This window comes from Taklimakanibacter lacteus (assembly GCA_003576695.1).
GTDB lineage: Bacteria > Pseudomonadota > Alphaproteobacteria > Rhizobiales > Aestuariivirgaceae > Taklimakanibacter > Taklimakanibacter lacteus.
The window spans coordinates 43,860-66,678 of sequence record QOZQ01000005.1 but is presented as its reverse complement, the minus strand read 5'-3'; the positions used below and the strand labels follow the sequence as shown (position 1 = coordinate 66,678).

General features: G+C 62.4%; 23 protein-coding genes. 15 read left to right on the top strand and 8 right to left on the bottom strand.

The genetic code is table 11. The features are described 5' to 3' along the window. The first annotated feature begins 12 nt into the window (after positions 1-12). From DT068_RS10870 to DT068_RS10830, 9 genes are all read left to right on the top strand, one after another. On the top strand, positions 13-195 hold the full coding sequence (locus tag DT068_RS10870; RefSeq protein WP_119389866.1) for a hypothetical protein: 183 nt from the start codon (positions 13-15) through the stop codon (positions 193-195). A 149-nt stretch (positions 196-344) separates the two neighbouring features. Next, positions 345-1,475, top strand: coding sequence for a trypsin-like serine peptidase (locus tag DT068_RS10865; protein ID WP_119389865.1), 1,131 nt, complete (start codon positions 345-347; stop codon positions 1,473-1,475). Positions 1,476-1,647: 172 nt separating this feature from the next. Next, entirely contained in the window at positions 1,648-2,556 is a 909-nt protein-coding gene (locus DT068_RS10860) for a glycine--tRNA ligase subunit alpha (protein ID WP_119389864.1), read from the top strand. 28 nt (positions 2,557-2,584) lie between these two features. Next, on the top strand, positions 2,585-2,824 hold the full coding sequence (locus tag DT068_RS10855) for a CDGSH iron-sulfur domain-containing protein (protein WP_119389863.1): 240 nt from the start codon (positions 2,585-2,587) through the stop codon (positions 2,822-2,824). 266 nt (positions 2,825-3,090) lie between these two features. Then, the gene (gene glyS, locus DT068_RS10850; RefSeq protein WP_119389862.1) at positions 3,091-5,166 is read left to right on the top strand and encodes a glycine--tRNA ligase subunit beta; all 2,076 of its coding nucleotides are present in this window, start codon (positions 3,091-3,093) and stop codon (positions 5,164-5,166) included. After that, on the top strand, positions 5,167-6,294 hold the full coding sequence (locus tag DT068_RS10845; protein ID WP_119389861.1) for a sulfotransferase family protein: 1,128 nt from the start codon (positions 5,167-5,169) through the stop codon (positions 6,292-6,294). A gap of 173 nt (positions 6,295-6,467) precedes the next feature. Then, entirely contained in the window at positions 6,468-9,137 is a 2,670-nt protein-coding gene (ppdK, locus tag DT068_RS10840) for a pyruvate, phosphate dikinase (protein WP_368904640.1), read from the top strand. Between the two features lie 166 nt (positions 9,138-9,303). Further along, a complete protein-coding gene (locus tag DT068_RS10835; protein WP_119389859.1) occupies positions 9,304-10,185 on the top strand; it encodes a cell wall hydrolase in 882 nt (293 codons plus the stop codon). A gap of 296 nt (positions 10,186-10,481) precedes the next feature. After that, positions 10,482-11,141: a hypothetical protein gene (locus DT068_RS10830; RefSeq protein ID WP_119389858.1), complete on the top strand. Its 660-nt coding sequence runs from the start codon at positions 10,482-10,484 to the stop codon at positions 11,139-11,141. 293 nt (positions 11,142-11,434) lie between these two features. Here the strand turns inward: DT068_RS10830 and DT068_RS10825 are convergent, their stop codons facing one another. Next, positions 11,435-12,304, bottom strand: coding sequence for a DUF3108 domain-containing protein (locus tag DT068_RS10825; protein WP_119389857.1), 870 nt, complete (start codon positions 12,302-12,304; stop codon positions 11,435-11,437). Between the two features lie 130 nt (positions 12,305-12,434). On the opposite strand from DT068_RS10825, the gene DT068_RS10820 reads away from it, so the two are divergent. Then, positions 12,435-13,289 (top strand): branched-chain amino acid aminotransferase, encoded by an 855-nt coding sequence (locus DT068_RS10820; RefSeq protein ID WP_119389856.1) that lies wholly within the window; start codon positions 12,435-12,437, stop codon positions 13,287-13,289. 120 nt (positions 13,290-13,409) lie between these two features. Here the strand turns inward: DT068_RS10820 and DT068_RS10815 are convergent, their stop codons facing one another. From DT068_RS10815 to ygfZ, 4 genes are read right to left on the bottom strand one after another with little or no spacing between them, the layout of a single operon-like run. After that, positions 13,410-13,916 carry a tyrosine phosphatase family protein gene (locus tag DT068_RS10815; RefSeq protein ID WP_119389855.1) on the bottom strand — a complete coding sequence of 169 codons (507 nt, stop codon included), beginning with the start codon at positions 13,914-13,916 and terminating at the stop codon, positions 13,410-13,412. A gap of 6 nt (positions 13,917-13,922) precedes the next feature. After that, entirely contained in the window at positions 13,923-14,525 is a 603-nt protein-coding gene (locus DT068_RS10810; RefSeq protein ID WP_119389854.1) for an HD domain-containing protein, read from the bottom strand. A 2-nt stretch (positions 14,526-14,527) separates the two neighbouring features. Next, complete coding sequence (locus tag DT068_RS10805) at positions 14,528-15,145, bottom strand: DNA-3-methyladenine glycosylase I (RefSeq protein ID WP_119389853.1); 618 nt, start codon at positions 15,143-15,145, stop codon at positions 14,528-14,530. Next, complete coding sequence (gene ygfZ, locus DT068_RS10800; RefSeq protein ID WP_119389852.1) at positions 15,129-15,989, bottom strand: CAF17-like 4Fe-4S cluster assembly/insertion protein YgfZ; 861 nt, start codon at positions 15,987-15,989, stop codon at positions 15,129-15,131. Before ygfZ ends, DT068_RS10805 begins: the two co-directional genes overlap by 17 nt. A gap of 63 nt (positions 15,990-16,052) precedes the next feature. Between ygfZ and DT068_RS10795 the strand changes: the two genes are divergently transcribed. From DT068_RS10795 to DT068_RS10775, 5 genes are all read left to right on the top strand, one after another. Continuing rightward, positions 16,053-17,390: a dihydroorotase gene (locus tag DT068_RS10795; protein ID WP_119389851.1), complete on the top strand. Its 1,338-nt coding sequence runs from the start codon at positions 16,053-16,055 to the stop codon at positions 17,388-17,390. Between the two features lie 55 nt (positions 17,391-17,445). Further along, entirely contained in the window at positions 17,446-18,432 is a 987-nt protein-coding gene (acuI, locus tag DT068_RS10790) for an acrylyl-CoA reductase (NADPH) (RefSeq protein WP_119389850.1), read from the top strand. After that, complete coding sequence (locus DT068_RS10785) at positions 18,432-19,085, top strand: LysE family translocator (protein WP_119389849.1); 654 nt, start codon at positions 18,432-18,434, stop codon at positions 19,083-19,085. Before acuI ends, DT068_RS10785 begins: the two co-directional genes overlap by 1 nt. Before the next feature lie 102 nt (positions 19,086-19,187). Continuing rightward, positions 19,188-19,496, top strand: a complete 309-nt coding sequence (locus tag DT068_RS10780; RefSeq protein ID WP_438816425.1) for a type II toxin-antitoxin system RelE/ParE family toxin — start codon at positions 19,188-19,190, stop codon at positions 19,494-19,496. 11 nt (positions 19,497-19,507) lie between these two features. Then, entirely contained in the window at positions 19,508-19,810 is a 303-nt protein-coding gene (locus tag DT068_RS10775) for a helix-turn-helix domain-containing protein (protein ID WP_119390245.1), read from the top strand. Between the two features lie 29 nt (positions 19,811-19,839). On the opposite strand, the gene DT068_RS10770 is transcribed toward DT068_RS10775, so the two are convergent. The 3 genes from DT068_RS10770 to DT068_RS10760 are packed head-to-tail and all read right to left on the bottom strand — an operon-like array spanning position 19,840 to position 22,812. Further along, a complete protein-coding gene (locus tag DT068_RS10770; protein ID WP_119389848.1) occupies positions 19,840-20,679 on the bottom strand; it encodes an ABC transporter permease subunit in 840 nt (279 codons plus the stop codon). Beyond that, positions 20,676-21,650: an ABC transporter permease gene (locus tag DT068_RS10765; protein ID WP_119389847.1), complete on the bottom strand. Its 975-nt coding sequence runs from the start codon at positions 21,648-21,650 to the stop codon at positions 20,676-20,678. The genes DT068_RS10770 and DT068_RS10765 overlap by 4 nt, the downstream gene beginning before the upstream one ends. Positions 21,651-21,654: 4 nt before the next feature. Next, positions 21,655-22,812, bottom strand: coding sequence for an ABC transporter ATP-binding protein (locus DT068_RS10760; RefSeq protein ID WP_119389846.1), 1,158 nt, complete (start codon positions 22,810-22,812; stop codon positions 21,655-21,657). Positions 22,813-22,819: the final 7 nt, after the last annotated feature.

Here is a 22,819-nt window from a genome sequence, read left to right as displayed (position 1 = left end):
AAGGACCATTTCATGTTGAAAGCCCTGACAATTGCCGTCGCCGGTATCCTCACCGCCGCCGCCATCAAGCAGCTCATGGATGGTCTTAACGCTGCCAAGGCCAAGGTCGCCGTCAGGCGCAAGGCGGCGGATCCCCGAGCGGTTACCCGCCTTCGGCAGGACCCCAGAACCGGCATTTACTATCCGGAAGCCTGAGCCACTCCACAGCTGTTTCGGTTCCGCCGCGGGAACATTTTTCCGCCGCTAAATTATTGCCGTCAGGTCTAGTTTTCGTCACGCGAACATGGCTAGATTGTAACGTCGTTTTGATTATCGACTACAATCTGCAACCTTAAGGACGGCTCATGATTCGATCCTCATCGATCACATCCCTCGTTTTCACCAGTTCGCTTCTCGCCGCCGCAATCCTCGCCGGCCCGGCCGTGGGCGCCGAAGCGCCCAAGATCAAGCGCGGCCAGTGGCCCTCGGTGGAGGCGAGCCAGGCGAAGCCGGGCGACGTGAAGGCGCCGGTCGGCAAGCCAGGCGCCGCCGGTCTCGCCCGCAAGGACAGCGGCAAGCTGACCCCGGCGGGCCAGCTCAATGCGCTCACCGGCATGTCGATGAGCCGCGACGGCAAGGCCCGCAGCGTCAAGGTGCCGAACCGGCTGAAGGGCATGGTTCTGAAAGGTCAGGGTGCTGCAGCGATCGGCCAGGCGCCGAAGCCCGGCAAGCTGGTGCCGATCAGGGACACGACGCAATATCCCTATACCGCCGTCGGCCTGCTCTCCAATGGCTGCTCCGGCACGCTCATCGGCAAGCGCTTCGTGCTCACCGCCGCCTATTGCATCTTCAATCCGGAGAGCAAGCAGTGGGAGCAGAATCTCGATTTCTATCCCGGCATGAACGGCGACAACCGCCCGTTTGACGGCGTGAAGTGGAAGAATGCCTGGGTCACCAAGGGCTTTGCCGAGCAGGGCAATTGGGACCTGGCTTTCGGCCTGGTCGAATTGCAGAGCGATGTCGGCGAGCAGAATGGCTGGTTCGGTTATGGCCACCTGCCGCAGATTCCCAAGGGCCCGGCCATGACCGGCTATCCGGCGGGCGTGCCCGACTTCACCATGTGGGAGACCACCTGCCCGGTGAAGGGCGCCGACAAATCCTTCATCGTCTATGGCTGCCCGCTCAAGAAGCCGCTCGAAGGCATGGCGGGTGCGGCCATCTGGATCGTCGACCGGCAGTCCAATGGTCCGATGCTGATCGCCCTCCATGGCGGTCCGCTGAAATCCGATCTGTGGGGCCAGCGCATCAATGAAGAGGCCTTCTACACGCTCCAGGCCTGGATGAAAGATGCCGAGGGCGGTGGTGAAGTCACCGGTGGCGATGACGACGACACCCAGGGCGACGAGACCGACGACAATTCCGGCGGCGACGACGAAGTCAGCCCCGACGACACGCAAGCGGATGAGTACGAATCCCAAGCCCCCAAGAAGCAGTAGTTCTTGACCCATAGGGCCGAGGCCCATAGTTTGCGCCCGCAACGGAACCTCGGCGCGTGATCAGGAAAAGTGAACACGGTTTTCCGTCCGATCACGCGCCAAAATTAAGGAACCGATCACGTTCATGACTTTGGATTGAACAATCCAAAGTCATCGTGATCTATGGGCGCAAATGTCTTTGAATCCACGCAAATCCTTCCAGGACCTGATCCTCACGCTCCACCAGTACTGGGGCGAGAAGGGCTGCGTCATCCTGCAGCCCTATGACATGGAAGTGGGGGCGGGGACTTTTCATCCGGCGACGACCTTGCGCTCGGTGGGCCCGAGGCCCTGGGCCGCGGCCTATGTGCAGCCCTCGCGCCGTCCCAAGGATGGCCGCTATGGCGAGAATCCCAACCGCCTGCAGCACTATTATCAGTATCAGGTCATCATCAAGCCATCGCCGCCCGATCTGCAGGAGCTCTATCTGGGCTCGCTCACCGCGATCGGCATCGAGCCCGATCTGCATGACATCCGCTTCGTCGAGGACGATTGGGAAAGCCCGACGCTGGGCGCCTGGGGCCTCGGCTGGGAAGTGTGGTGCGACGGCATGGAGGTCTCGCAATATACCTACTTCCAGCAGGTCGGCGGCCTCGATTGCGCGCCCGTGTCGGGCGAGCTCACTTACGGCCTCGAGCGCCTCGCCATGTATGTGCAGGGCGTCGACAATGTCTATGACCTGAACTTCAACGGCCAGGATGGTGCGAAACGCATCTCCTATGGCGATGTGTTCCTGCAGGCCGAGCAGGAATTCTCACGCTTCAATTTCGAATATGCCGACACCGACATCCTGCTCCAGCATTTCAAGGATGCCGAGAAGGAGTGTCTGGCGCTGCTCAAGGCCGGCGACAAAGGTGCCCGCCATGAATTGGCGCTGCCTGCCTATGATCAATGCATCAAGGCAAGCCATGTGTTCAATCTGCTCGATGCCAGGGGCGTGATCTCGGTCACCGAGCGCCAGGCCTATATCCTGCGCGTGCGCGAACTGGCCAAGGGCTGCTGCGAGGCCTGGGCCAGGACTTCAGGGGGAGGCGCGCAATGATCGCAATTGCAACGAGGGAGGACATGCAATGTCGGTACCCAATATCGCCCGGAAAGAGCCCATTCCGGTCATGGTCGAGGCCGGAAAGGACTATTGGTGGTGCGCCTGCGGCCGCTCCAGGAACCAGCCTTTCTGCGACGGCAGCCACAAGGGCAGCGAATTCTCGCCCGTCAAATGGACGGCCGACAAATCGGCGCGCAAATTCTTCTGCGCCTGCAAGCACACCAACGGCCGGCCTTTCTGCGACGGCACGCACAAGACGCTTTGACGAGTTCTCCCTCCGCCGCCGACCTTGCTCCGCCGAAGCGAAGCCTCGGCTTCGCGAAGACGAGAGGCGGGGAGGGTGGCGCGCGGAACGCGCGACGGGTGGGGTGTCGACGCGGGTGAGGTTTCTCAAGCAAATTCTCTCCGAGCGGTTTGGATCAATCGATGAGTACTTCCCGGTGGATAGACCCCACCCGTCCGCCCTGCGGGCGTCCACCCTCCCCGCGCCTCGCGCGGCGGAGGGAGATTTCGCGCATTTGAGCCCCGATCATGGCTGAGCTTCTTCTCGAACTCTTCTCCGAGGAAATCCCGGCCCGCATGCAGATGAAGGCGGCCGAGGACCTGAAATCGCTCGTCACCAACGCGCTGGTCGAGGCGGGCCTCGTCTATGAGGGGGCGCAGGCGCATGCCACGCCCCGCCGTCTCGTTCTGTCGGTCGAGGGCCTTGCCGCCCGCACTAGGGACGTGGCGGAAGAGCGCAAGGGGCCGCGCGTCGATGCGCCAGAGCAGGCGATCCAGGGCTTTCTCAAATCGACCGGGCTCAAGCTCGCTGATCTCACGGTCCAGGACGACAAGAAGGGCAAGTTCTATATTGCCCGGATCAGCAAGCCGGGCCGCGCCACCGAAGCCGTGATCGCCGAGATCGTGCCGGATGTGATCCGCAAATTCCCCTGGCCCAAATCGATGCGCTGGGGCTCGGGCGATCTGCGCTGGGTGCGCCCGCTGCAATCGATCCTGTGCTGCTTCGATGGCGAGGTCGTCGATTGCGAGATTGCCGGCCTGAAGAGCGGGGCGGCCACAAGGGGCCATCGCTTCCTGGCGCCGGGCGAGATCACCGCGCGCCGCTTCGAGGATTATGCGCAGAAGCTCCATGACGCGAAGGTGGTGGTCGATGCCGCGCGCCGCGCCGAGCTCATCCGGGTCGAGGCGAAGAACCTTTCCTTCGCGCAAGGCCTCGAGCTGATCGAGGACGAAGCGTTGCTGAAGGAAACGGCGGGCCTCGTCGAATGGCCGGTGGTGCTGATGGGATCCTTCGACGAAAGCTTCCTCGACGTGCCGCCGGAAGTGATCGTCACCTCGATCAAGCAGCATCAGAAATGCTTCGCGCTCAGGGACGGCAAGACGGGCAAGCTCGCCAACCGCTACCTGCTCGTGTCGAACATGATCGCCAGGGATGGCGGCCAGCAGATCGTGCAGGGCAACAACAAGGTCATCGCCGCGCGCCTGTCCGATGCAAAATTCTTCTGGGAGCAGGACAAGAAGACGCCGCTCGAGAAGCTGCTGCCGAAGCTCGACCACATCACCTTCCACGCCAGGCTCGGCACCCAGGGCGAGCGCGTGAAGCGTTTCGAGGGATGGGCCAATGATCTTGCCCCGCACTGCAAGGCCGACAGGGTTGCGGCGCAGATGGCGGTGCGCCTCAGCAAGTCGGATCTGCTTACCGGCGTGGTGGGAGAGTTTCCTGAATTGCAGGGCCTGATGGGGCGCTACTATGCGCTGAACGAGGGCAAGAATTCCGAAATTGCGGCGGCCATTCAGGATCACTACCGGCCACAGGGACCGGCCGATGCCGTTCCTGCTGCGCCGCTCTCGATCGTCGCCGCCCTGGCCGACAAGCTCGATACGCTGGTCGGCTTCTGGGCCATTAATGAAAAGCCGACGGGCTCGAAGGACCCCTATGCGCTGCGCCGGGCCGCTTTGGGTGTGATCCGCATCGTGCAGGAAAACCAGGTGCGTCTTCCGCTGCTCGCTCTTTTCGATAGCGGCTTGCAGCTCTATCGCGCTCAGCTCGGCCAGGCTTTCGGCGGCGATTTCGATCGGGCGGACCTTCTCTCCTTCTTCGCCGATCGGCTCAAGGTCTATTTGCGCGACCAGGGCATGCGCCATGACCTGATCGATGCGGTCTTTGCGCTGGGCGGGCAGGACGATCTCCTGATGATCGTCAAGCGGGTCGAGGCCTTGTCGAAATTCCTCGACAGCGATGACGGCAGGAACCTGCTCGCCGGCGTCAAGCGCGCCACCAATATCCTCAAGATCGAGGAGAAGAAGGACGGCCGCAGCTTCGACGGCAATGTCAACACCAACATCCTGATCCAGGGCGAGGAGCGCGAGCTCAACACCTCGATCAACGGCCTGAGCGCCCAGGCCCGGAAGGCGGTCGCGGCCGAGGACTTCGCAGCGGCGATGCGCGCCATCGCCAAGCTCCGGGCCCCGGTCGATGCCTTCTTCGACAAGGTGACGGTCAATGCCGATGACCCCTCCTTCCGCGAGAACAGGCTGAAGCTCCTGAACCGCATCCGTGCCGCCACCCGCGAGGTTGCGGATTTCTCCAAGATCGAAGGCTAGATGAGGCGGCAGCGCAAAAGCTGCCTCGATCAATTCTGCAAGGCTGCCTGCCGCGCGACGGGCTTGAGCGATTTCGGCGATCCCTATTACCGTTCGGGCTTGCGTATCCTGTTGCGTTCGCTGCGCCGGGACGCGAAGCTCACGCTGATCGGCCGGCGCATGCTGGAGCGCAGCATCACGATCGCGCTCGAGCAGCGTCTCCTGATCCAGGAGCTGCGGAAGACCCAGCCCGAAATATTTACGGCGCCCTTGCTGCCGCCCGTCATCATCACCGGCATGCCGCGCAGCGGCACCACTTTTCTGCACCGCCTTCTCGCCGTGGATGAGCGGATGCGGGCCCCCATCCTGCGCGAGCTGTTCGAGCCCGTCGTGCAAAGCCCGGGTCCGAGACGCTGGCTTCGCGATCTGCGGCTCAAGATCGAGCTTGCCGTGATGCGCCTCCTCAATCGCGGGCTCGATGCCAGACACTTCACCAGGAGCGACGAACCGGAAGAATGCATGTTCGCTCTGGCGATCTCGTTCCGCACGCTTCTGCCCTGGACGCTGGCGCCGGTCCATTCCTATCTCGCCTGGTATGGCAATGCCGATCGCCGCCGGAAATACCACGAATATCGCGACATCCTCTGCCTTCTGCAACGTCGGGCACCCACTCGGCGCCTTCTGCTGAAAGCGCCCGATCATCTGGGCGGGCTCGCGGCGCTCATCGAAAGCGTGCCGGAGGCGCTCGTTCTTGTTTGCCGCCGCGACCCGGCCGTGGCGCTTGCAAGCTTCAACAGCCTGATCGATGGCCTGCATCAGGTGACATCGGCAGGCGCGGACAAGACGAAGCTTGGCCAATCCAATCTAACATTCTACGCCACTGAGTCCCGGCATTACGTATCGGCATATCCGACATGCCGAGGTCATATTCTGGAGGTCGACTATGAGGAGCTGACGCGTCAGCCTCTGCAGGTGATGATGCGCATCTATGAGCGTCTGGGTCTCACCATCGGGCCCGAGCTTGAGCGGAGCTTCGGCAGGTTCATTGCCGAGAATCCGAAGGACAAGCATGGCCGTCACGTCTATTCCCCTGCCGATTTTGCCCAGACGCCGGAAGAGATCCGGCGGAACCTCGCCCATTTCGGCTGAGTTTTTCTCCTGCGGCATTGGCTGCGCATCTGCACACTTGATTTCGCAAGTGCAATATGGAAAGTCGGAAACCGAGCAGCGCTCGCTATTGGACGGCCGATCATGATCTTGGGCGTTCCCCTTGCGGGGGGCCTTCAAGGACCTAAAGAGGAGCACCGAGGGTGAGTCAGCAGGTGAATGGGAAGCTTGTCTACCGTTTCGGCAATGGCAAGGCCGATGGCGAAGCGGGAATGCGCAATCTCCTGGGCGGCAAGGGCGCCAATCTCGCCGAGATGGCCAATCTCGGTCTGCCCGTCCCGCCGGGCTTCACCATCACCACCGAAGTCTGCACCGGCTACTACAAGAATGGCCGCTCCTATCCCACAGCGCTCTCGGGCGATGTCGATGCGGCCCTGGCCGAAGTCGGCCGCATCGTCGGCTCGACATTTGGCGATGCCGCAAATCCGCTGCTCGTCTCGGTGCGCTCGGGCGCCCGCGCCTCGATGCCGGGCATGATGGACACCGTCCTCAATCTCGGCCTCAATGACGAGACCGTCGAGGGCCTGGCGTCCCGCGCCAAGGACCGCCGTTTCGCCTATGACAGCTACCGCCGCTTCATCCATATGTATTCGGATGTCGTGCTGGGCGTCGAGCATCATCAGTTCGAGGACATTCTCGGCGAATACAAGGACGAGAAGGAGCTGGGCCTCGATACCGAGCTCACTGCCGAGGATTGGCTGAAGGTCATCGCCAAATACAAGGCCTGCGTCGAGAAGGCGACCGGCAGGCCCTTCCCGCAGGATGTGAAGGAGCAGCTCTGGGGCGCCATCGGCGCCGTCTTCCAGTCCTGGATGTCGGCTCGCGCCAACACCTATCGCAAGCTCCACAACATACCGGAAGACTGGGGCACCGCGGTCAATGTGCAGGCGATGGTGTTCGGCAATCTGGGCGACACCTCGGCGACGGGCGTCGCCTTCACCCGCAATCCCTCGACCGGTGCCCATGAGCTCTATGGCGAGTTCCTCGTCAATGCGCAGGGCGAGGATGTCGTGGCCGGCATCCGCACGCCGCAGAACATCACCGAGGTCGCGCGCAAGGAGGCGGGCTCGCGCGCTCCCTCGCTCGAAAGCCTCATGCCCGAGACCTTCACCGAGCTCACCCGGACCTTCGCGCGTCTCGAGAAGCATTATCGCGACATGCAGGACATGGAATTCACCATCCAGGGCGGCAAATTGTGGATGCTGCAGACGCGCGCCGGCAAGCGCACCGCCAAGGCGGCGCTCAAGATCGCCGTTGATCTCGCCAATGAGGGCCTGATCAGCCGCGAGGAAGCGGTGCGGCGCATCGATCCGGGCTCGCTCGACCAGCTTCTGCATCCCACACTCGATCCCAACGCCAGGCGCGACATCATCGGCCAGGGCCTGCCGGCCTCGCCCGGCGCCGCATCGGGCGAGATCGTCTTCGATTCCGATGAGGCCGAGAAGCTGAAGGAGCAGGGCCGCGCCGTCATCCTGGTGCGCATCGAGACGAGCCCTGAGGACATTCACGGCATGCATGCGGCGGAAGGCATCCTCACCACGCGGGGCGGCATGACGTCTCACGCGGCCGTGGTGGCGCGCGGCATGGGCAAGCCCTGCGTGTCGGGCGCCGGCAATATCCGCGTCGACTACCGCCAGGGGACCTTGTCCGCCTTAGGCACGGTGCTGGAGAAGGGCGATATCGTCACCATCGACGGCTCGACCGGGCAGGTGATGAAGGGGGCGGTTCCCACCATCAAGCCCGAACTCTCCGGCGATTTCGCCACCATCATGGAATGGGCCGACAAGGCGCGGCGCATGAAGGTGCGCACCAATGCCGAGACGCCGCTCGATGCACGCGCGGCGCGCGAATTCGGCGCCGAAGGCATTGGCCTGTGCCGCACCGAGCATATGTTCTTCGAGGGCGACCGCATCGTCGCGATGCGCGAGATGATCCTGGCCGCGGACGAGAAGGGCAGGCGCGCCGCGCTCGCCAAGATCCTGCCGATGCAGCGCAAGGATTTCATCGAGCTGTTCGAGATCATGGCGGGCCTGCCGGTCACCATTCGCCTTCTCGATCCGCCCTTGCATGAATTCCTGCCGCATAGCGAGGCCGAGATCGCCGAGGTGGCGACGGCCCTTTCGGTCAGCCCCGATTCGCTGCGCAGCCGGGTGGCGGAACTCCACGAATTCAACCCGATGCTGGGCCATCGCGGCGTGCGCCTGGCGGTCTCTTACCCCGAGATCGCCGAGATGCAGGCGCGCGCCATTTTCGAGGCGGCGGCCGAGGTCGGCCGCCGGACGGGAACACCGCCGATCCCTGAGGTCATGGTGCCGCTCGTCGCCACCAAGGCCGAGCTCGACATCGTGCGCGACCGCATCGTCGCCATTGCCGAGGAGGTCCGTAAGGAAACCGGGAACAAGCTGGATTATCTCGTTGGGACGATGATCGAGTTGCCACGCGCCGCGCTCAGGGCCGGCGATATCGCCAGATCGGCCGAGTTCTTCTCCTTCGGCACCAATGACCTGACCCAGACCACCTTCGGCATCAGCCGCGACGATTCAGCGAGATTTCTCAATGAATATGCGGCTAAGGGCGTGATCAAGACTGATCCCTTCGTGTCGCTCGACACCGAGGGCGTCGGTGAACTGGTGCAGATCGCCGCCGAGCGCGGGCGCGCGACGCGGTCCGGCATCAAGCTCGGCATCTGCGGCGAGCATGGCGGCGACCCGGCATCGATCCAGTTCTGCGAGAAAGTGGGCCTCGATTATGTATCCTGCTCGCCCTTCCGCGTGCCCATCGCCAGACTCGCAAGTGCCCAGGCAGCCCTCGCAAAACGTGGCTGAATTATGGCGAGACAGCCCTCTAAGGCCTTGTTAACCTTGAAGCATTTAGTGGCTGATTATAGGCCGCTTTGTGTTGCTGGCATGGTTAACCTATGCTAAACGCGGAAGGGTCATACTACCGCCTGTTCGGGAAACTTTAAGAGTTGAGACGGTAGCGCGAGGGGAAGTGAAAGCAGCGAAGCGAGCGCATAGGCAGTTCGAGCCGGATTATGATGAGCCGCTGGAGCCTGAGAAGGCCGGTGCGCTCAGCTATGTGCCTTATGCTTTTGCCGGTGCCATGCTGGTCGCGAGCTTCGCCTTTGCCGGCCACTATATGGGCCGCAATGCCGATGCCCACAGCCTCGTTGGCGAAGATGAGCCGATGATGGCGGTTGCCTCGCCCGTATCGACCCTGATCCAGAAGGGCTCGCTCATGCCGAGCGATGCGACCCTCGATCTCATAAATCTGCCGATCACGCGCGAGCAGGAAGTCATGTCGACGGCCAAGGGCGACTATATCAGCCCCGAGCCCGATGTGCCGGAAGTGGTTCAGCAGCCCGCGCCGCAAAAGATCGAGAAGCGCCTGGCGATGACGCCGCCGGTGTGGAAGCTCGAATCGACCTTCAAGCTGAAGCGCAACGAGAAGCAGAAGATCGTCGCCCAGCGCCGTCTCGCCATGGCCGAGGAAAACTGCCTCGCCAAGGCCGTCTATTTCGAGGCGCGTTCGGAATCGGAGCTCGGCCAGCTCGCGGTCGCCAAGGTCGTTCTCAACCGCGTCAAGGATCCCAACTATCCCAAGACGATCTGCGGCGTCGTCTATCAGGGATCGGATCGCCGCAATTCCTGCCAGTTCTCCTTCGCCTGCGACGGCGTGCCCGACGAGGTGAAGAGCAAGGCCGCCTGGGACCGCTCCAAGCTCGTTGCCCAGAAGGCGATCGCCGGCGACCAGACCATCCGCGTGATCGGCGCCGCCACCAACTACCATGCCGATTATGTGCGGCCCAAATGGGCGAAAGAGATGCGCAAGCTGATCAAGATCGGCCGCCACATCTTCTATTCCGACAGCTAGTCTTCTCGCATAGTCAAGTTTTGTGCGAACAGCAGAACTTGGTTCTGGTGTGATGATGGTGCAGCGTAAGCAGCGCTCCTGGCCCCTCGAAGACAGCCGGACAGCCTTCACATCGTTTCATCGTATGGCGGCCCGGCCGATTGTCTCTGCCGGGCCCCATTGCCCTTTGGGCCTATTGTGCTTGAACAGAAACATGAAATTATCCATGGATTACCGTGCCGTTTGCGCTGGGCGCGGCTAGAGTCCAGTCTGCTTGGCTGTCTGTGAGTGCGTCGGGGTATCAAGGGGCGGAGTGCATGTTTCAGGTGGCAGCAGGCCGCAATTGGGACCGCAACGGTCTTGCGCTCGCCGTTGGTGTGACCTTGGCAACATTCTGCCATACAGGGCCGGCCCTCGCTGAAGCGAGAGGTGCCCCCAATGCCGTCACTTTCCAGGTTGGATGGGGAACCGACACGGATTTCACCCAGATCATCACCCAACCATGGACGACGAATTTCGTTGATCTGACGATGCTGGGCATCACCGGATCCCGGCGCTTGGGAACGATAGGCGAGTTGGTCGGTTCGGATATCGGCCATTTCGGTGACTATGTTTCCATCGAAGTGGAGGCTGGTGCCGCCTACCGTTTCGGATATGAGGAGCAGGGAGAATTCTGGGGATCGCTCTACTTCCGCTATGACGGTTTTCTCTGGAATGACACGATCTATACGACCGCCGCGCTGAACACCGGCCTCAGCTGGATTGCCGAGACTTCGGAGTTCGAAAAAGACCGCAGCGGCGGCCAGTCCTCGCAGGTCCTGCACAATTTCTCGCCCGAGATCACGATTGCCGATCCGGACAACAAGAACCTCGAATTCGTGCTCAGGCTGCATCACCGTTCCGGCATCTTCGGAACAATAGATGGCGTGCATAGCGGCTCGTCATTCGTCGTTACCGGCATTCGCGTGAGATTCTAGAGCATGATGATTTCTCCCTCACCGCCGACCTGGCTCCGCCGAAGCGAAGTCTCGGCTTCGCGAAGGCGAGAGGCGGGGAGGGTGGCGCGCGGAACGCGCGACGGCTGGGGTGTTTGAGCAAGGGAGACCTCTCCGGCAGAGTATCTTGAATATGCTCAGTCCAATCGTCGAATACTAACCGGTGGAGAAACCCCACCCGTCCGCCCTACGGGCGGCCATCCTCCCCGCGCTTCGCGTGGCGAAGGGAGATTTCGCACATATGGCGCGATCTCAGCTCCAGGGCTGACGAAGATCTAATCTGCGCTCGAGGCGAGCGGCACACCGTCGATCATTGTCTTGTTGGCATAGGCAACGAAGCTGAAGCCCTTGAGCTTCCCGGTGGCAAGAACCGGGAGGAACAATGTGCCCTCGGTGCCGGATCGTGCCGGTGCAAACCAGATATCGAATTTGGGCGGCGTCAGCCCCTTCTTCTTGAACCTGACGGCCGGTCGTCCTGCCACGGGCGTGTAAGTCACACTGCATTTAAGGGCGGGGCCGCGATAGTTGCCGCCCTCTTCCGATCCGATCGTGACCTTGCCGGCCAGTTCAAACTTCAAGTCATATACTTCCTTGCCGTCGAACACCCTCTCGACCGTCTGACAGGGGCGGTCTTCCTGCAATGCCGTCAGACGAACGATCATCGACAAGGGGTCGACGAGGCTCGCTATGACGGCATCGCCGAACAGCCGCTTGTCATCGGCGTCCGGACTGGGGTCGATGCTCGGCGGCTCGCCGTCGCGCCAGCTCAATTCGATTGTCTTGTTCTTGTCCTTCTTCTCGGCACGCGATCTGAACCATGACGGCCGGGGATCGTTTCCAACCACGGCGCCGGTCGCCGTCATGTCCATCCGGTAGTCGGAGAACAGGCCCGCCAGGCCCTTCGTCTTTACCGTGGCCTTCGATTGATAGGCTCTTTCAGTGAGGGCTGCATCATAGGACATCTTCAATACCGAGATACCGCCGACTTCGACCACATAACCGGCCTTTACCCGGCCTTTCTGCGCCGCGACAGCGCTGCCCTCGAAAGCATATGCCAAAAGGATCGCGGCCAGAGCCGGCGCGCAACCTGCCGCAATTTTGAATCTGAAGGCCTTGCTGATCAAAGTTCCTGCGGCGATTTCCATCGTGCCTTTTCCCGGCGGGCAAGTTCTCGTGCCTATCTGCTTGGGCTAACTCTGTGACCACATTTTGTTGGGCCGCGCTTTGTCTTTTTATGTCGGCTCGCCTAAGCTGCTCTCGAATGGGAGATTGATCATGGCGATTTCGCAGTATGACGCGAGCAAGTGCTGGACCTATATCGAGGGCAAGTGGCATCAGGGCAACCCGCCGCTGATGGGGCCGTGGAGCGATGCGTCCTGGCTGGGTTCGGCGATATTCGATGGCGGGCGGGCTTTCGAAGGTGTGACCCCCGATCTCGACCTGCATTGCCAGCGCTGCGAACGCTCTGCCTTGGCCTTCGGATTGAAGCCCCTGAAGGCCGGCGCCATCGAGGAACTGGTGCGCGATGGCATCAAGAAATTTCCCAAGAATACTCCGCTTTACCTGCGCCCGATGTTCTGGGCCGAGAGCAATTTTCTCGATCCGGGGCCGGTGGAAACGCGCTACTGCGTCTCGGTCTATGAATCGGCGATGCCGTCGACCAAGGGGTTCTCGGCCGGCCTCTCCACCTTCCGCCGGCCGTCCTATGAATATGCGCCGACCGACGCCAAGGCCGCCTGCCACTATGCCAATTCCAGCCGGGCGGTGCGCGAGGCGCAGGCGAGGGGCTTCGACAATGCGGTCCTGCTCGATCCGGTGGGCAAGGTGTCGGAATTCACCACCTCGAACCTCTTCTACGCCAAGGAGGGCGAGGTCCACACGCCGATCCCCAACGGCACGCTGCTCAACGGCATCACGCGCCAGCGCGTCATCAAGCTTCTGCGCAAGGCCGGCGTCACGGTGCATGAGCGCGCGGTCGGCTGGCCCGAAGTGCTTTCCGCCGATGAGGTCTTCTCGACCGGCAATTATGGCAAGGTCATTCCGGTGACGCGCATCGAGAATCGCGATCTCCAGCCCGGCCCGATGTTCAAGAAAGCGCGCGAGCTCTACTGGGAATACGCGCATGGCTGACACCCACCACTCCGTCATCCCGGCGAAAGCCGGGACCCCCTGAATAGAATCAACCGGGCGGCGCTGCCGGCACTTCACCAATTTAATGGGTCCCGGCTTTCGCCGGGATGACGGTAGTGCTCACACCTTCCACTGGAAGATGACGCCCTCATAGGCATCCTCGCCCCGCCCGATCGCATCGACCGCATCGACCATGCGGCCCTGGCGGCCCATGATATCGTCGGCGAAGGCGACGATACGCCGGTTTGGGGTCGCCACATGCGAGAGAGCGCGCAATTGCTGGGCGAGCTTCATTTCGTCGAGATCGGGATTGTAGAGGCACATGGCGGTGAAGGCGGAGGCCGTCGAGCGGCTGATCCCGGCCCAGCAATGGATGAGCATCGGATCCTCGCCCTGGCGCGCCTTCAGGAATGTGATGAGCGTTTCGACATGATCGGCCATGGGTGCGGTGAAGCCGTCGGCCGGGGAGATAATGTCGTGGAAGGTGAGCTTCAGGTGATTGTCGTCCACGATGCCGGAAAAGCTGCGATGCGGCGTCTCAGGGCCCAGCAGGCTCACCACATGGCTGACCTTGTGCCGGTTGACGAGCAGTTGGACGGCGGCGAGCGGGCTGACGATGATTTCCATGGAACTCTACAGAAGCTGCTTGAATTTGCGCACATATGCCGCTTCCGCGTCATTGGGCGCAAGAGGCCGCAGTGAGTGAAAACCGCGCGCCCCGTCGAGGCCGCTCGGTCTCCCGAAGAACCTGGCGGCCTCTTCCAGGCTGAAACCGGCAAGCTGCGTCGCTTCCAGATAGGCGGCGACCTGGTCGGCCTTCTTGATTTTCCGGCCCAAGGCATCGGAAGTCCGGGCGGGCAGGCCGAAGCGCAGATGGATGGCGGCGAGAAGCTTGTGCTCGAAGGCCTTGTAATCGAGGCCGAGTGCGGCCTTGAAGGGCGAGATCATGTCGCCGATCACATATTCGGGCGCATCATGCAGGAGAGCCGCGAGCCGGGCGCCACGGTCGAGATTGTCTTCCGCGTGCAGCAGCAATGCCTCGACCAGAAGGCAATGCTGGGCCACCGAGAAGGCATGATCGCCCCTGGTCTGGCCGTTCCAGCGCGCCACGCGCGCCAGGCCATGGGCGATGTCCTCGATCTCGATATCGAGCGGCGAGGGATTGAGCAGGTCAAGCCTTCGTCCCGACAGCATGCGCTGCCAGGCGCGGGGCTCTTGGGATTTTTTCGGCGCCATCTTTATTTTGGCCGCCGGCTGTCGAGGTGAGCGCCGTGGCGATGGCATGTCACCATGTGGTCATTCACCAGCCCGCAGGCCTGCATGAAGGCATAGACGATGGTCGGGCCGCAGAACCGGAAGCCGCGCTTCTTGAGGTCCTTGGATATGGCTTCGGCCAGGGGGGTGGCGGCCGGCACGTCCCTGCGGCTGCGAAAGCGGTTCTGCCGCGGCCCGTCGCCGACGAAGTCCCACAGATAAGTGGAAAACGGCTGGCTCTCCGACAGCGTCAGATAGGCCTGCGCATTGGTCACGCTGGCCTCGACCTTGAGCCGGTTGCGCACGATGCCCTCGTTCTTCATGAGGCTCTGCAGCTTGCGCGCATTGTAGCGCGCCATGATCTCGGGCTCGAAGCCATCAAACGCCTCGCGGAAGGCATCGCGCTTGCGCAGGATGGTTATCCAGGAGAGGCCGGCCTGGAATCCATCGAGCAGAAGCTTCTCGAAAAGAGCGCGTGAGTCATATTCGGGCACGCCCCATTCATTGTCATGATAGGCGACATAGACGGGATCCGTGCCGCACCAGAAGCAGCGCTTTATCCCGTCTTCGTGCTTGATCACCGAGTCATTCGTTTTCGTCATCGTCATCTCGCGGCAAGGCGACGTCGAATCGCGCCCAGCCCGGCTTTCTAACATGGATGGGCCCGGCTTCTGTCAGGAGCGCAGTACCGGCCTCGACCGCGTCCTTGAGCCGGTCGAGACGGATGAGGGCGAGCCCGTCGCTGCCCGCCGATGAAAGCATGGTGCCGATCGGCTTGCCGCCGGCCTTGATCTCGCTGCCTTTGGCAGCCGCACCCTTGGGTGCATGGACCGGCACGATGCGGTTGCGCGCCGTGCCGCGATGCTCCATGCGCGAGACCACTTCCTGGCCGATGAAGCAGCCTTTGTCGAAGCTCACCGCGCCCAGCTGGTCGAGATTGGCCTCATGCGGAAAGAGCTCGCCCGAGCCGATATCCTTGTCGCTGTCGGCAAGGCCGAGCCTGATGCGCCCGCCCTCATAGGCTGCGTCATCCGTGTGGGGCAGGCTGCCTTTCGCAGCGATGAGCCGGACGCCGAGCTGGGCGGCGCGGGGATCGGTATAGGCAAGGCCCGATTCCGGCTTCACTGGCGTGACGCCCACCTCCTCGCCATTGTCGGCAAGCGTCACCCTGGCGCGCAATTTGTAGAAAGTCAGGCGCTTCAGCAGCTCGGCCTTCTGCGCCGCCGAGCAGTCGATGAGATAGTGCCCGTTTTCGGCGAGGACGAAGAAATCGAACAGGATCTTGCCTTGCGGCGCCAGCAGGGCGGAATAGGCGGCCTGGCCGGGCTTCAGCCCGTCAATATCGGCGGTTATGAGATTCTGCAGGAAGTGCCGGGCATCCTCGCCGGCGATCGTGAGGACGGCGCGGCCGGCAAGCTTGTGGGTGGCAAAAGGCAGGCGTTGCATGGGATGTTGCACCTCCGGAGAGAGACATCTACGAATGCTCGGAAGCCTATTCAAGGAGTCCTGATGCCCGCCACCTATGATCTTGTTTTAAAAGGCGGAACCGTCGTCAACCAGGATGGGACGGGAATCAGGGACATAGCGGTCAGAGGCGGACGGATCGCCGGGCTCGGCAGCTTTGCCGGGGCGGCCGCCGCCGAGGTCATCGACTGTTCGGGGCTTCATATCCTGCCGGGCGTCATCGACAGCCAGGTCCATTTCCGCGAGCCGGGGGCAGAGCACAAGGAAGACCTGGAGACGGGCAGCCGCGCCGCCGTGGCGGGCGGCGTCACCGGCGTCTTCGAGATGCCCAATACCAGGCCGCTGACCACCTCGGCCGAGACCTTCGCCGACAAGATCGGCCGCGCCACCAACCGCATGTTCTGCGATTTCGCCTTCTATATGGGCGGCACGCGCGACAATGCGAAGCTCCTGCCCGAGCTCGAGCGCCTGCCCGGTTGCGCCGGGGTGAAGGTGTTCATGGGCTCGTCCACCGGCGATCTCCTGGTCGAGGACGATGCCGGCATCGATCTCATCCTGTCGCAGATCAGGCGGCGCGCCGCCTTCCACAGCGAGGATGAGGCGAGATTGCGCGCCCGCAAGAGCGAGCAGCGCTCGGGCGATGCGGCAAGCCATCCGGTCTGGCGCGATGCCGAAGCCGCGCGCCTGTGCACCGAGCGCCTCATCCGCATCGCCCGCAAGCATGGCAAGCGCATCCATGTCCTCCACGTCTCGACGGCGGACGAGGTGCCCTTGCTTGCCGCCAACAAGGATCTGGCGACCGTCGAGGTGACGCCGCATCATCTCACTCTGGCGGCTCCCGAGGCCTATGAGCGCCTCGGCGCGAAGGCCCAGATGAATCCCCCGGTTCGGGAGGCGCATCACCGCGAGGCGATCTGGCAGGCGCTGCTGTCGGGCGTCGTCGATGTGCTGGGCTCCGACCATGCGCCCCATACGCTGGAAGAGAAGGCCAAGGCCTATCCTGAGTCACCATCGGGCATGACGGGCGTCCAGACCCTGGTGCCGATCATGCTCGACCATGTGAGCAGGGGCCGGCTGACGCTCGAGCGCTTCGTCGACCTGACGAGCCATGGGCCGGGCCGCATCTTCAATCTCAGCCGCAAGGGGCGGATCGCTGAAGGATATGACGGCGATTTCACTATCGTCGATCTGAAGCGCCGTGGCACCATCACCAACCGCTGGATGGAGAGCCGCGCTGGCTGGACGCCCTATGATGGAGTGGAGGTCACCGGCTGGCCGGTGGGGACGATCATCCGTGGACGGCGCGTCATGTGGGATGGCGAGATACTGGGGCAGGCTGGGGGCCAAGCCATCGCTTTCATGGAGACCTTGCCCTCTGTATAAGCAACAGGAATCCCCTTTCCCCCGTTGGGGGCGAGGGTAACATTAAAGGAGATTCATGGGTCGTCAGTTCCGCGCCATTGAGATCAGCAAGACCGACAAGGGCCAGAAGCTCGATTTCGTGACGCTGAGTGAGACCGATCTGATGCCGGGCGATGTGACCGTCGCCGTCGAGCATTCGACCGTCAATTACAAGGACGGCCTGGCCGTCACCGGCCGCGCCCCGATCATCCGCCATTATCCGCTCATCCCGGGGGTCGATTTCGCCGGAACCGTGGTCGACTCGACCCACCGCCTGATCAAGGTCGGCGACAAGGTGATCCTCAATGGCTGGGGCGTGGGTGAAAGCCATCATGGCGGCTTCGCCGGGCTGGCCCGCGTCAAGGGCGACTGGCTGGTGCCGGTGCCGGACACCATGACGACGGCCGAGACCATGGCCATTGGCACGGCGGGCTATACTGCCATGCTGTGCGTCGTGGCGCTGGAGCGCCAGGGGGTACGCCCCGAGGACGGCGAGATCCTGGTCACCGGCGCCGCCGGCGGGGTCGGTTCCATCGCCATCGCCATACTGGCCAAGCTCGGCTACCGGGTGGCGGCATCGACCGGCCGACCCGAGGAGGAGGCCTTTCTCAAGGGCCTCGGCGCGTCCCAGATCATCGACCGCAACGAATTCATGGGGCCGGTGAAGCCCCTGGCCAAGACGCGCTGGGCCGGCGCCGTCGACGCGGTGGGCTCGACGACGCTCGCCAATGTGCTCTCGCAGATCCAGCCGGAAGGCACGGTGGCGGCCTGCGGCCTGGCTCAGGGCATGGATCTCCCGGCTTCCGTGGCGCCCTTCATTCTGCGCGGCATCAAGCTCATCGGCATCAATTCGGTGACCGCCGCGCCGACGCGCCGCATCGAGGCCTGGTCGCGCCTGGCGCGCGATCTCGATCGCGCCAAGCTCAACGCCCTGACGAGCCATGCGAAGCTCGATGACGTGCCGGCCATCGCCGCCGACATCATCGCCGGCAAGATCCGTGGCCGCGTGGTGATCGACCTTTGATGATAGATCTCGACCTTATCGCCATTGGCATGGCCATCGGCATTGCCGTGACCGCGCCGCTGGGGCCTGTCAATCTGACCGTCATCCGCTCCGCTCTGCGCGCCGGCATGGGCGGCGGCATGGCGGCGGCGTCAGGCTCCATTGTCAGCGATGCGCTCTTTGCCACGCTCGCCGCCTATGGCGTGCGCTGGATCGAGGATTGGGTGCATGCCCACACCCAGGCCATCCAGATCGTCGGGGGCCTGCTGCTCATCTTCATCGGCATCCGCACCGCCATGCATCATGTGAAGGATGCCGAACTCTCGCTCGCCGATCTCGGCCGCGGCGCCTATGTGCGCAAGGCCTTCACCTGCTTTTTCCTCACCATCACCAATCCGGGAGCCTTGCTCGGCTTCTTCGCCATCTTCAGCGGCCTGGGCGGCGTGCTCGATCTCGGCAGCGTGCCCTACAGGCCGCTGAATGCCGTGGCAGGCGTCATTCTCGGCACGCTCGTCTGGTGGAGTTTCCTCACCTATCTCGTCACCCACATCAAGGGCCGGGTGACGAGCTACACGCTGGTGCGCCTCAATATCTGGGCCGGCATCGCGATCGCCGTCTTCGGCTTCGTCATTCTCGGCAATCTTGTGCTGACCTATTTCAATCTGAAACTCTAAGCATCGCAGCAATCGTTTCCCGCCGGAATCTCATTAATCTTAATTGTATCAGTTGATTTTTCATATAAGTACTGATATCATCTTTCGATGAGAATGCCGAGGATGGTGATTTTTCTCGGTTCATCGAGGAAAGACCTCAGGGATTTCCCCGAGGCTGCCAAAGATGATATCGGCCAGCAGCTCTGGGCAGTTCAAAACGATCGCGAACCGAAAGATTGGAAGCCCATGCCTTCAGTTGGCCCGGGAGTCCGAGAACTTCGGACACAGGATGCGAATGGTGCTTTTCGCGCAATCTATGTAGTCAAGATTGCCGATAAAGTGCATGTGCTGCATGCTTTTCAGAAGAAAACGCAGCAGACGCCACAAAAGGATATTGATTTGGCCAAACGCCGCTACCGTGAAGTGAAATGATGAAGGCCGCCATGAAAAGTGAAAGCTTCAAGAGCGTCTGGGATGCGCTCGAAGACGATCCCCTTGTCGCCCGCGCCAAGGAGCGCCGCGCCAATCTTATGCTCCTCATTCAGGATAAGATCGAGAAAGGCAAATGGAGTCAGCCGGAAATCGGCAAGATGCTGGGCATCAGCCAGCCTCGGGCCTCCGATCTGATGCGGGGTAAGCTCAGCAAGTTCTCGCTCGAAATGCTCATGAGCTTTCTCGAGCTCATGGGCGAAGAAGTGAGGATCGAGGTCGGCAAACCCAGGAAACGAAAGCTGGAAAACGTGTAGGTCGGGCGGGCCAGCTCGGTTCCGACAGTTTACTTGTTCGCGGCAATCGCCATCTGCACGTCACGCTCGCGCTTCTTCTCGGCGCGGTACATGAGGAAACCGGCCAGCGCCACACCGGTGCCGACCAGCAGCACGATGATGGTGGCGAGCGCATTCATGTCGGGCGTCACACCGAGCCTCACCTTGGAGAATATATAAAGCGGCAGCGTCGTCGTGCCCGGCCCGTTGGTGAAGGCGGTGATCACCACATCGTCGAGCGACAGGGTGAAGGCGAGCAGCCAGCCGGCGATGATGGCGGGCGATATGATCGGCAAGGTCACGTCGAAGAGGACGCGCAGCGGCTTCGACCCCAGGTCCATCGCCGCCTCCTCTACCGAGCGGTCCATCGAGGCGAGGCGCGATTGCACCACCACCGTGACATAGGAGAGCGAGAAGGTGATGTGGGCGAGGGTTATGGTGGTGAAGCCGCGGCCATTCGGCCAGCCAATGAGGAATTCGAGCCCGATGAAAAACAGCACCAGGGAGATGCCGGTGATGACTTCGGGCATCACGAGCGGCGCCGAGACGAGGCCTGAGAACAGGACGCGGCCGCGGAAGCGCGAGAAGCGCGCCAGCGCCATGCCGGCCATGGTCCCGAGGATGGTGGCGATAGTGGCGGAGAGGAACGCGATGCGCAGGCTGAGCCAGGCGGCGTCGAGCACCTGCTGGTTGGTCAGAAGCTTGCCGTACCATTCGGTCGAGAAGCCGCCCCACACCGTCGCCAGCCGCGACTTGTTGAAGGAATAGAAGATCATCGAGGCGATCGGCACATAGAAGAAGGCATAGCCCAGGATCAGCACGAAAATAAGGAAATAGGGGCGGCGTCTCATTTCGCACCTGCCCGCGCGTCGCGCGCCTGGAAGAAATTATAGATCATGATCGGGATGACCAGTATGGCGAGCAGCGCCACCGCCACCGAGGAGGCGACCGGCCAGTCGCGGTTCTGGAAGAACTCGTCCGCCAGCACGCGCCCGATCATCGGGCTGTCGCCGCGGCCCATCAGCGAGGGAATGACATACTCGCCGGTCGCCGGGATGAAGACCAGCATGGCGCCGGCGACGATGCCCGGCACCGACAAGGGCAAGGTGATGTCCTTGAATACCTGCCAGGGCCTGGAGCCCAGATCCATCGCCGCTTCGTCGAGCGTGCGGTCGAGCTTTTCCAGCGTCGCATATAGCGGCAGGATCATGAAAGGCAGGTAGGAATAGACGATGCCGAGCACGACGGCGAAATTCGTGTTCATCATCTGTATATGGTCGCCTTCGACCCAAAAGGGGAAGAAGGTGGCGAGGATCCAGGTAAGTCCCTTGTTGAACCAGCTGTTGTTGCCGAGAAGGCCGATCCACGCATAGACGCGCAGCAGGAATGAGGTCCAGAAGGGCAGGATCACGAGGAGCAGAAGCACATTGCGCCAGGTGCCCGAGGCGCGCGCAATGCCGAGCGCCATCGGATAGCCGATGAGCAGCGCGAAGAAGGTCGCGATCACCGCGACCTTGAGGGAGTTGAGATATCCCTGCCAGTAGATGTCGTCCTGGGTCAGGAAGGCGTAGTTGTCGAAGGTGCCGAAGGGAAAGCTGTCCTTCCAGATGACGGGCGGAATGCCGACCTGCGCCGTGCCGATGCTGATCGCCAGCACGATGAGGAAGGGCGCGATGAAGAAGAACAGGAGCCAGAGATAGGGTATGGCGATGATCGCCTGCCGCCAGGCCTCGCGGTCAAGCCAGGCGCGGAAGGTGTGCGCCTTGGGCAGGTGGCTTTCTTCGCCTTGCGCCGAAGTGGGCGCGGGAGCCAGTGCAGCCATGGCGCTACTCCGTCAGCACGATGACGGAGGAGGGCGCGAAAGTGAGCCAGACATCGTCTTCCCACACCGCCACGCGCTCATTCTCGCCGGCACGCCTGCTGTTGACGGCATTGACGCGCACCATGGCGCCCGAGGGCAGTTTCACCCGGTAGAGAGAATCCTTGCCGAAATAGCCGAGATCCATGACCTTGCCGGCGATCGCATTGTCGGCCGCCTTGGCGCCCGGCTTCTTGCGCTCGATCGAAATCTTCTCGGGGCGCACCGCGATTGCAACCTTGGCGCCGCTGGCAAGCGTGCCCGGATGATCGACGGTCACATCGGTGCCAAGCGTGGGCGAGGCGACGGTGACTTTGCTCTTGGCCGAGGACTTGACCTCACCGTCGAAGATGTTGATCGAGCCGATGAAGTCGGCGACGAAGCGGGTCCTGGGGAATTCATAGATCTCGGTCGGTGTGCCGGTCTGCCGGATCAGTCCCTGGTCCATGACGGCAATGCGCGTGGCGAGCGTCATCGCCTCTTCCTGGTCATGGGTGACGACGATGAAGGTCACTCCGAGCTTGTCCTGGATGTTGATGAGCTCGAATTGCGTCTGTTCCCTGAGCTTCTTGTCGAGGGCGCCCAGGGGCTCATCGAGCAGCAGCACTTTCGGCTGCTTGGCCAGGGCGCGGGCGAGCGCGACGCGCTGGCGCTGGCCGCCCGAGAGCTGATGCGGCTTGCGCCCGGCGAGCGGCGTCAGTTGCACGAGATCGAGAAGCTGCCTGACCCGGTCCTTGCGCTGCGCGTCGGTCATCTGCTCGTGCTTGAGGCCATAACCGACATTCTTTTCCACCGTCATGTGCGGGAACAGCGCATAGGACTGGAACATCATGTTGACCGGGCGCTCATAGGGCGGGATGTCGGTCATGTCCTGGCCGTCAAGATAGAGGCGTCCGGCGGTCGGCATCTCGAAGCCGGCCAGCATGCGCAGGAGCGTGGTCTTGCCGCAGCCCGAGCCGCCGAGTAGCGCAAAGAGTTCGCCCTTGAAGATGTCGAGGCTGACATTGTCGACGGCGGTGAAGTCACCGAACTTCTTCGTCACCTTGTCGATGCGGATGAAAGGCTTGGCCTTTTGATCGAGCCACGGCCGCTCGCTGCCGTTCTGCGGTTTTGCTTCGACGTCCATAACTCTC

Bases quoted from the DNA above. Each gene is read 5' to 3' on its own strand.
- DT068_RS10870 (WP_119389866.1), top strand. From the start codon at position 13: ATGTTGAAAGCCCTGACAATTGCCGTCGCCGGTATCCTCACCGCCGCC.
- DT068_RS10865 (WP_119389865.1), top strand. From the start codon at position 345: ATGATTCGATCCTCATCGATCACATCCCTCGTTTTCACCAGTTCGCTT.
- DT068_RS10860 (WP_119389864.1), top strand. From the start codon at position 1,648: ATGTCTTTGAATCCACGCAAATCCTTCCAGGACCTGATCCTCACGCTC.
- DT068_RS10855 (WP_119389863.1), top strand. From the start codon at position 2,585: ATGTCGGTACCCAATATCGCCCGGAAAGAGCCCATTCCGGTCATGGTC.
- glyS (WP_119389862.1), top strand. From the start codon at position 3,091: ATGGCTGAGCTTCTTCTCGAACTCTTCTCCGAGGAAATCCCGGCCCGC.
- DT068_RS10845 (WP_119389861.1), top strand. From the start codon at position 5,167: ATGAGGCGGCAGCGCAAAAGCTGCCTCGATCAATTCTGCAAGGCTGCC.
- DT068_RS10830 (WP_119389858.1), top strand. From the start codon at position 10,482: ATGTTTCAGGTGGCAGCAGGCCGCAATTGGGACCGCAACGGTCTTGCG.
- DT068_RS10825 (WP_119389857.1), bottom strand. From the start codon at position 12,304: ATGGAAATCGCCGCAGGAACTTTGATCAGCAAGGCCTTCAGATTCAAA.
- DT068_RS10820 (WP_119389856.1), top strand. From the start codon at position 12,435: ATGGCGATTTCGCAGTATGACGCGAGCAAGTGCTGGACCTATATCGAG.
- DT068_RS10815 (WP_119389855.1), bottom strand. From the start codon at position 13,916: ATGGAAATCATCGTCAGCCCGCTCGCCGCCGTCCAACTGCTCGTCAAC.
- DT068_RS10810 (WP_119389854.1), bottom strand. From the start codon at position 14,525: ATGGCGCCGAAAAAATCCCAAGAGCCCCGCGCCTGGCAGCGCATGCTG.
- DT068_RS10805 (WP_119389853.1), bottom strand. From the start codon at position 15,145: ATGACGAAAACGAATGACTCGGTGATCAAGCACGAAGACGGGATAAAG.
- ygfZ (WP_119389852.1), bottom strand. From the start codon at position 15,989: ATGCAACGCCTGCCTTTTGCCACCCACAAGCTTGCCGGCCGCGCCGTC.
- DT068_RS10795 (WP_119389851.1), top strand. From the start codon at position 16,053: ATGCCCGCCACCTATGATCTTGTTTTAAAAGGCGGAACCGTCGTCAAC.
- acuI (WP_119389850.1), top strand. From the start codon at position 17,446: ATGGGTCGTCAGTTCCGCGCCATTGAGATCAGCAAGACCGACAAGGGC.
- DT068_RS10785 (WP_119389849.1), top strand. From the start codon at position 18,432: ATGATAGATCTCGACCTTATCGCCATTGGCATGGCCATCGGCATTGCC.
- DT068_RS10780 (WP_438816425.1), top strand. From the start codon at position 19,188: ATGGTGATTTTTCTCGGTTCATCGAGGAAAGACCTCAGGGATTTCCCC.
- DT068_RS10775 (WP_119390245.1), top strand. From the start codon at position 19,508: ATGAAAAGTGAAAGCTTCAAGAGCGTCTGGGATGCGCTCGAAGACGAT.
- DT068_RS10770 (WP_119389848.1), bottom strand. From the start codon at position 20,679: ATGAGACGCCGCCCCTATTTCCTTATTTTCGTGCTGATCCTGGGCTAT.
- DT068_RS10765 (WP_119389847.1), bottom strand. From the start codon at position 21,650: ATGGCTGCACTGGCTCCCGCGCCCACTTCGGCGCAAGGCGAAGAAAGC.
- DT068_RS10760 (WP_119389846.1), bottom strand. From the start codon at position 22,812: ATGGACGTCGAAGCAAAACCGCAGAACGGCAGCGAGCGGCCGTGGCTC.